Origin of the sequence: Mesorhizobium sp. M1142 (genome assembly GCF_040318565.1) — a bacterium.
GTDB lineage: Bacteria > Pseudomonadota > Alphaproteobacteria > Rhizobiales > Rhizobiaceae > Mesorhizobium.
In genome coordinates this window covers 21,270-28,542 of sequence record NZ_JAMYMK010000032.1, presented here as the reverse complement: position 1 = coordinate 28,542, position 7,273 = coordinate 21,270, and the positions used below count along the sequence as shown (strand labels likewise).

The window sequence follows — 7,273 nt, the reverse complement described above, 5'->3', positions numbered from 1 at the left end:
ATCCCGAACCCCCCAGCGCAAAGCGCGCCAAACTGTTCGCGATGTCCTCGCACACCTGTTCGCGATGTCCCCGGTCCAAACAGGGTGGAGATTGGATGTCGCTTCGGCTTTCGCCAATTTTCAAAGAAGAACGCTGTCGGTGAAGCTGCCGATCTCCCCCCTTGAGGGGGAGATGTCCGGCAGGACAGAGGGGGGTGCTGTCCCGCCGGCATCGCGTCTCTGAACTGCTACAGCCCGCAGGCAGCCTGCGGCATCGGCTCCAGCCGGTAGACCTTGTCGTCGGACATTGTGTCGCCCTCCGCCGAACACAGATCGATGATCGGCAGACCGCTGTTCGGGTTGGCCAGCATCATCGTGCCGTTGGCGCCGCGGCGAAGGAAGACCTCCTGTTGCCCGATATCGCAGGAGGCAGCACCCGTCTTCGCGCTCGCCGCGCAGCGCCACTGGTCGCCCTCGCCCTGACAGTTATAGACCTGCGTGACCTTGGCCGATTTCTGCCGCGTGGTAACCGAAACGGCGATATCGGCGCCGCTTGGCCAATTGGCCGGATCGCCCTCCTTGGCGAAAGACGCCAGCTCGACCGGTCCGCGGAAAACCCTGATCGACTGGGTCAGCTGATCGGGATGCGAGCCGAGATGCTCGGCGTCGTAGTCGCGTCCGTAGCAGAAGGGCTGGTCCGGCTTCAGCCGCTCGCGCAATGGCGGGCCAAGGGCCGGGTCGATCGGGTCGATGCGCGCGAACTCCGCCTTGCAGGTGGCGGCCGGCATCGGGTCGAGCCTGAAGCCGTTGTCGTCCTTGCCCAGCGCCTGCCTTTCATACTCCGCCTTGCCGAGCTCGTCTTCCGATCCCGCGTCGAGATAGAGGTCGGGCTGCACGTCCGAGACGATCAGCCGGCCTTTGTCGTCGACCTTCAGCGAAGCCATGGTGCGGTCGCAGTCCATGCCGCAACGGATCGGGCCGGTCTTGCCGTCCTCCGACTCATGACTGCACCAGCCGCCGAGCCATTCAGGCGCCTCGGCGCCGCGCACCGTCGTCGCCATGAAGCCATTGTAGGAGGAATCGATGCCGGTGCTTGGCTCCTCGTTTGGCCGGCTGACCGGATCGCGGCCGTAATAGAAGAAGATGCGCGTCACCTTCTGCTGCGGATGCGACTTGAGATGCGCGGCGTCATAGACGCGGCCGAAGCAGGCGTCCTTGCCGTCGGGGCTGAGCTCGGTGAGTTTGAGCGTGTCATCGGCGAAAGCAGAGCCGGCGACGGCGGCGAGCAAGGCAACCCCAACTCCGGCGCCCATCACGGTCCTTGATATCATGCTGGCTCCCCCTGCCCCGACAAGACATGGCGTGAACTTATGTTAGGATCGAGGCCGAGGCCACGCAATTTGCGCCGGCCGGCCAAATGGGAGATGAAGCCATGCGACGCCGCGATATTTTCCGCGTCGGTCTTGCCGGGGCCGCCGGGCTTTTCGGGCTGCGCCCCATCAAGGCCGCAGCTAGTGAAGTCAAGCCGGCGGCGGCCGAAGAGGAAAGGCAAAAGGTCGCCTATCACCTCAGCGACCTCGACAAGGTCAATTTCGTGCTCGGCAACATCAAGAACCACTTCGAAGGCACCGACGGCAAAGTCGACATCGCGCTTGTCGTGCACGGCCCAGCACTTGCCGCCTTCAAGTCGAAGGGCATATCGGCCGCCATTTCCGGGCGGTTCGCCGGCCTTGTCCAGGATGGGCTCAGCCCGCACGCTTGCGCCAACACCATGCACGGCATGGATATCGGCCTGGCCGACCTGCTCGACGGCTTCCATGCAGCCGACAGGGGCGGCGTCGTCAAGCTCGCCGAATTGCAACGCCAGGGCTACGCCTATCTCAGGCCATAGGGCAATTCCAGGAAAAGTGTGAAACGGCTTTCCGTCCGGAATTGCGTCAAGACAAAGAGGGAGCGGTTCGCCGTTTCCGTGAAACGGTGAACCGCTCTAAACTTTTACGGACTTGAATGCGAGGACTGCGAGGGCCTACGAAGAGCAGGCAGAGTCCCCCGGAGGAATAGACGTGCCAGCCACCACCACCCTTGTCAGCCCCTCTCTGGTCATCCCCGACCTTGCCGGAAAGGCGGTGCTGGTCACCGGCGCGTCGACCGGCATCGGCGCGGCGCTTGCACTTGCCTACGCCGCGCAGAAATGCCGCGTCGCGCTGCATTACAATTCGAGCCGCGCGGCTGCCGAAAACCTGGCCGCGACCATTCGCAACGGCGGCGGCGACGTGTTCCTCGCCCAGGGCGATTTCTCGATCCCCGCCGATGTCGAGCGCGTCGTCGAGGACAGTGCGCAACATTTCGGCCGGCTCGACGGCCTCGTCAACAATGCCGGCGGCATGCTCGGCCGCGTGCCCTATGCCGAGCAGACCGAAGCGCATTACGACGCGGTGATGGATCTCAACGCGCGTTCCGTGCTGACAGCTTCGCGCAAGGCGATCCCATGGCTGAAGCGGCAGGGCGGCTTCATCATCAACACCTCCTCGATCGCCGCGCGCAACGGCGCCGGTGGCGGCGCCGGCCTTTACGGCTCGGCCAAAGCCTTCGTCTCCAACGTCACGCGCGGCATGGCCAAGGAGCTGATCGGCTTCAACATCCGCGTCAACGCAGTGGCGCCCGGCACCATCGCCACCCCTTTCCACGAACGCTACTCGACCGACGACCAGATGAAAGGCATGATCGCCACCATCCCGCAGGGCCGCGCCGGCACGGCCGAGGACTGCGTCGGCGCCTATCTGTTCCTCTCCTCCGATCTGTTGAGCGGCTACATCACCGGCCAGGTGATCGAGGTCAATGGCGGGCAGTTGATGCCGTAGACGGCGACCTGCATACTCCTGGTTGCGTCATCTCAACGGAGCAAAGCGAATGTACGGACTGATCGGCAAGATGCGGGCGATGCGCGGCCAGCGTGACGCAATGATGGATATCCTGCTCGCCAGCACCGGCGCCATGCCCGGCTGCCTGAACTACATCATTGCCACCGACCCGGCCGATGCCGACGCGATCTGGGTGACCGAAGTGTGGACTGACGCCGAAAGCCACAAAGCTTCGCTGCAGCTGCCCGAAGTCCAGGCGGCAATCGCCAAGGCACGGCCGATCATCGCCGGGTTCGAGTTCCAGGTGGAGACGCATCCTGTTGGCGGGTTCGGCTTGCCGGTGAAGGCGGAATAGAGGGAGAGGCCGGCGGGACAGCGCCCCCCTCTGGCCTGCCGGCCATCTCCCCCTCAAGTGGGGAAATTGTCCGTCATCTCGGCTTTCGCCAATCGCCAAACGCCACAGGAATGAGCGGGGCCCTGGAACAGCCGATCTCCCCCCTCGTGGGGGAGATGTCCGGCAGGACAGAGGGGGGCGCGAAGGATCGCCACAGAAGCCTGCAGTCGTCACCCAAGGCCAACCCCGCAAAAAGGGTTCGCATTTTTTCGCGGCCGGTCTAAGAGCCCATCTATGGATTCTTCCCCGAACCCGCCGGCCATCGAGCACCTGGCGCGGATCCACAAGGCCTGGCAGTGGCCGGTCCTGGTGGTGGTCTCGGTGCTGTTTGCCGGCGCGCTGGAACTCGCCGCCCTGCCCGCCGCGCTCTTGATCGGACCGATGCTGGCGGCCATCGTCGCCGGCACCAACGGCGCCACGGTGCGCGTGCCGCGGGTTCTGTTCGGCTCAGCCCAGGCGGTCGTCGGCTGCCTGGTCGCCAGTTCCATCTCGGCCGATATCTTTCCCGTCTTCTACAAGGAATGGCCGCTGTTCCTTGGCGTCGTGATGGCGACGGTCGCGGCATCCAGCCTGCTCGGCTGGCTGATCAGCCGATGGCGCATCCTGCCCGGCACCACCGCGGTCTGGGGCTCGTCGCCGGGCGCCGCCACCGCCATGGTGCTGATGGCCGGTGCCTTCGGCGCCGACCAGCGCCTCGTCGCCTTCATGCTTTATCTGCGCGTCATCTGCGTCTCGATGACGGCAGCCCTGGTGGCCAAGCTCTGGGTCGACACCTCGGGCATCGAGGTGCCAGCCATCGTCTGGTTCCCACCGGTCGACCCGCAAGGCTTAGCCGCGACTTTCGGGGTGGCGCTCGTCGGCGGCCTCGCCGGAAAGCTTTTCCGGCTGCCGTCGCCGTTCTTCCTGGGCACCTTCATTTTCGGCACCGTTATCCATCTCGGGCTCGGCGTGACCATGCAGTTGCCGCCCTGGCTGCTCGCCTTGAGCTATACGATGATCGGCTGGAGCATCGGCCTGAATTTCACCAGGGCCATTTTGCGCCACGCGGCCCGCGCACTGCCGCAGATCGTCGGCTCGATCATTGCCCTGATCGGCTTTTGCGGCGGCCTCGCCTTCCTGATCAGCCGCCTGCTCGGCATCGATCCGCTGACCGCCTATCTGGCAACCAGCCCGGGCGGCATGGACAGCGTCGCCATCATCGCCGCCGCCGCGCAGCATGTCGACATATCCTTCGTCATGGCGCTGCAATCGGCACGCTTCCTGATCGTGCTGCTGGTCGGCCCAAGCGTGGCGCGGCTGGTGGCGAGAAGCCTGCGGGAGTAAAGACCAGCTGGGCTGCGTCAGCTGATCACCAGGCTCGATATACGCTCGCCGTCCAGCGTGAAGACCATATCGCCCTCGCCGTTGAAACCGTTGCCTTCGACGGCGATGCGAACGCGGCAGGTGCCGTCCGCTGCTGCGATGCCGAGGATGCTGAACCTGGACTGCACGCCGATATTGTCCGACTGGTTCCAACGCGCAATCTGCTCGCGGCCCCGGAACGACCGGCCCCAGTCGCTCAGAAAGGCATCCGGCGTGAAACTGTCCAGGAAGGCTTCGGTGTCGCCGGCATTGGTGGCTTCGACAAAGCGGCGGATGGGATCGGGCGTGTCCATGTCTTTCCTCCTGGACCGGATTCCGGTGCTCTGGAAGGAGCGGCCGGATGAGACGATAGGGTAGTCCTCGAAGCATGACGCCGAAATAAAAACCCGCCTCGGGAGGCGGGTCGTTGGAGCCAATTAGCACCATACGCAAATTAGTAGCATAGCTGCCGGCACAAAGCAAGAACAAAATGTGGCTGCCCCGGACAATCGCGACAGGTTTGCGCCGCCCTGCGTGAAGGGCAGCGCCGGCATCGGTCATCCGTTTGATTGATTTCCCTGGCATCCGAACAGCCCCAAGCCGACAGCGAGGCTCCCACTTGCCTCGCTTTGCCCGCTCCTGTATGAAAACCGCCATGAGCCCGCGCGCCACCTCTTTTGCGTCCCGTCCGACCGGCATTGCCGGCCAGACCGTTCGCGCGCTTGCCTCCACCCTGCTGCTTCTCGGCCTTATCGGCGATCGCCGGGTTCGCTGAAGGAGCGCCCGGCGGTCGAATTCGCCGCTCACGCGCACGCTCCTTGGCCAGTCTGCAAATTGGCACGTCACATCAAGCGAACGAAATTCTGGTAAAGGCGCCGCTCGCCACCAATCCGCCTGAAGCTGGATCCGCGAGCCGCCGGGAGAAAAGACGATGAACGCACGAGAAGATATCCGTCTGAACGTAGAGGAAACCACCAAGCCCGCGAGGGGCATGCCGGACGCTGCCCGCAAATACCAACCCTATCCGACCGTCGGCCTTGCCGATCGCACCTGGCCTTCGAAAGTGATCGACAAGGCGCCGATCTGGTGCTCGGTCGACCTGCGCGACGGCAACCAGGCGCTGATCGATCCGATGGGCCAGGAACGCAAGGCGCGCATGTTCGCCCTGCTGCTCGACATGGGCTTCAAGGAGATCGAGATCGGCTTCCCGTCGGCCTCGCAGACCGACTTCGATTTCGCCCGCTGGTGCATCGAACAAGGCAACGTGCCCGCCGACGTCTCGCTGCAGGTGCTGGTACAGTGCCGGCCGGAACTGATCACCCGCACTTTCGAGGCGCTGAAGGGCGCCACCAACCCTATCGTCCATTTCTATAACTCGACCAGCGAGCTGCAGCGCCGCGTCGTCTTCGAGAAGGACGTCGCCGGCATCAAGCGGATCGCCACCGATGCGGCCAAGATGATCACGGACATGGCGGCGAAGGCCGGCGGCGGCTACCGTTTCGAATACTCGCCGGAGAGCTTTACCGGCACCGAGCTCGAAGTGGCGCTGGAGATCTGCAACGCGGTCACCGAGATCGTCAGGCCGACGGCGGAAAACAAGCTGATCATCAACCTGCCCTCCACGGTCGAGATGTCGACGCCCAACATCTATGCAGACCGCATCGAATGGATGTGCCGCAATCTCGACAATCGCGAGAACCTGTTGATCTCGCTGCACCCGCACAATGACCGCGGCACCGGCATCGCCACCACCGAACTCGGCCTGATGGCGGGCGCCGACCGCGTCGAAGGCACGCTGTTCGGCAATGGCGAGCGCACCGGCAATGTCGACATCGTCACGCTGGCGCTTAACATGTACACGCAAGGCGTCGATCCCAAGCTCGACTGCTCCGACATCAACCGCATGAAGGACGTCTACGAATACTCCAACCAGCTGAAGATCCCCGAGCGCCATCCCTATGTCGGCGAGCTCGTCTACACCGCCTTTTCCGGCTCGCACCAGGACGCCATCAACAAGGGGATGAAGGCGCTGCGCAAGGCCAACACGCCGCACTGGGAGGTGCCCTACCTGCCGATCGACCCGGCCGATGTCGGCCGCAGCTATGAAGCCATCATCCGCATCAACTCGCAGTCCGGCAAGGGCGGTATCGCCTATGTGCTGCATGCGGATTACGGCCTCAACCTGCCGCGCAACCTGCAGATCGAGTTCAGCCAGGCCATCCAGGCGATCACCGACGCCGAAGGCAAGGAAGTGCCGGCCAGGCGCATCTACGAGCGCTTTCTCGACACCTACGTCGACCAGCCCGGCGCGCGGCTGAAATTCCTCGACCACCACACCTACCCCGACACGGAGGTCAAGGGCCGGCGCGTGATCGAAGCGGTGATCCTCGACAAAGGCAAGGAGGTGACCATATCAGGCACCGGCACCGGCCCGATCGACGGCTTCGTCGATGCGCTGTCGCGCCATGTCGGGGTGCCGATGTCGGTGCTGGATTATTCCGAGCATTCCATGCAGCGCGGCTCGAATGCCTCGGCCATTTCCTATGTCGAGATGGAACATCCGGGCGGCAAGCTGTTCGGCGCCGGCATCAACACCAACATCGTCGCCGCCTCGCTCGAAGCCGTGGTTTCGGCCGCCAACCGCATCGTCGGCCGAAAGCTCGGCTAGCCGAGACTGCCAGACTCGCGCCATCGGCCC

7 protein-coding genes are annotated in these 7,273 nt (G+C 64.2%); 5 read left to right on the top strand and 2 right to left on the bottom strand.

The window, feature by feature from the left end:
* Positions 1-227: 227 nt before the first annotated feature.
* Positions 228-1,310 (bottom strand): hypothetical protein, encoded by a 1,083-nt coding sequence (locus tag NKH42_RS29335; RefSeq protein ID WP_352508985.1) that lies wholly within the window; start codon positions 1,308-1,310, stop codon positions 228-230.
* Between the two features lie 101 nt (positions 1,311-1,411).
* Here NKH42_RS29335 and NKH42_RS29330 point away from each other — a divergent pair, with 101 nt between their 5' ends.
* The 4 genes from NKH42_RS29330 to NKH42_RS29315 all read left to right on the top strand — a co-directional run bounded on the left by NKH42_RS29330 (position 1,412) and on the right by NKH42_RS29315 (position 4,557).
* On the top strand, positions 1,412-1,870 hold the full coding sequence (locus NKH42_RS29330; protein ID WP_352456435.1) for a DsrE family protein: 459 nt from the start codon (positions 1,412-1,414) through the stop codon (positions 1,868-1,870).
* Between the two features lie 172 nt (positions 1,871-2,042).
* Entirely contained in the window at positions 2,043-2,840 is a 798-nt protein-coding gene (locus tag NKH42_RS29325) for an SDR family NAD(P)-dependent oxidoreductase (RefSeq protein WP_352753420.1), read from the top strand.
* A gap of 49 nt (positions 2,841-2,889) precedes the next feature.
* Positions 2,890-3,195, top strand: a complete 306-nt coding sequence (locus NKH42_RS29320; RefSeq protein WP_352508987.1) for a putative quinol monooxygenase — start codon at positions 2,890-2,892, stop codon at positions 3,193-3,195.
* A 273-nt stretch (positions 3,196-3,468) separates the two neighbouring features.
* Positions 3,469-4,557 (top strand): AbrB family transcriptional regulator, encoded by a 1,089-nt coding sequence (locus NKH42_RS29315; RefSeq protein WP_352753419.1) that lies wholly within the window; start codon positions 3,469-3,471, stop codon positions 4,555-4,557.
* A gap of 17 nt (positions 4,558-4,574) precedes the next feature.
* Here NKH42_RS29315 and NKH42_RS29310 read toward each other — a convergent pair whose 3' ends face one another.
* A complete protein-coding gene (locus tag NKH42_RS29310) occupies positions 4,575-4,889 on the bottom strand; it encodes a nuclear transport factor 2 family protein (RefSeq protein WP_254819134.1) in 315 nt (104 codons plus the stop codon).
* 617 nt (positions 4,890-5,506) lie between these two features.
* On the opposite strand from NKH42_RS29310, the gene leuA reads away from it, so the two are divergent.
* Positions 5,507-7,243 (top strand): 2-isopropylmalate synthase, encoded by a 1,737-nt coding sequence (gene leuA / locus NKH42_RS29305; protein WP_352753418.1) that lies wholly within the window; start codon positions 5,507-5,509, stop codon positions 7,241-7,243.
* The last annotated feature ends 30 nt before the right edge of the window (positions 7,244-7,273 follow it).

What these genes read in the sequence shown, in the direction of transcription:
- NKH42_RS29320 (WP_352508987.1), top strand. Translation starts at nt 2,890, where the DNA reads ATGTACGGACTGATCGGCAAGATGCGGGCGATGCGCGGCCAGCGTGAC.
- NKH42_RS29330 (WP_352456435.1), top strand. Translation starts at nt 1,412, where the DNA reads ATGCGACGCCGCGATATTTTCCGCGTCGGTCTTGCCGGGGCCGCCGGG.
- NKH42_RS29310 (WP_254819134.1), bottom strand. Translation starts at nt 4,889, where the DNA reads ATGGACACGCCCGATCCCATCCGCCGCTTTGTCGAAGCCACCAATGCC.
- leuA (WP_352753418.1), top strand. Translation starts at nt 5,507, where the DNA reads ATGAACGCACGAGAAGATATCCGTCTGAACGTAGAGGAAACCACCAAG.
- NKH42_RS29315 (WP_352753419.1), top strand. Translation starts at nt 3,469, where the DNA reads ATGGATTCTTCCCCGAACCCGCCGGCCATCGAGCACCTGGCGCGGATC.
- NKH42_RS29335 (WP_352508985.1), bottom strand. Translation starts at nt 1,310, where the DNA reads ATGATATCAAGGACCGTGATGGGCGCCGGAGTTGGGGTTGCCTTGCTC.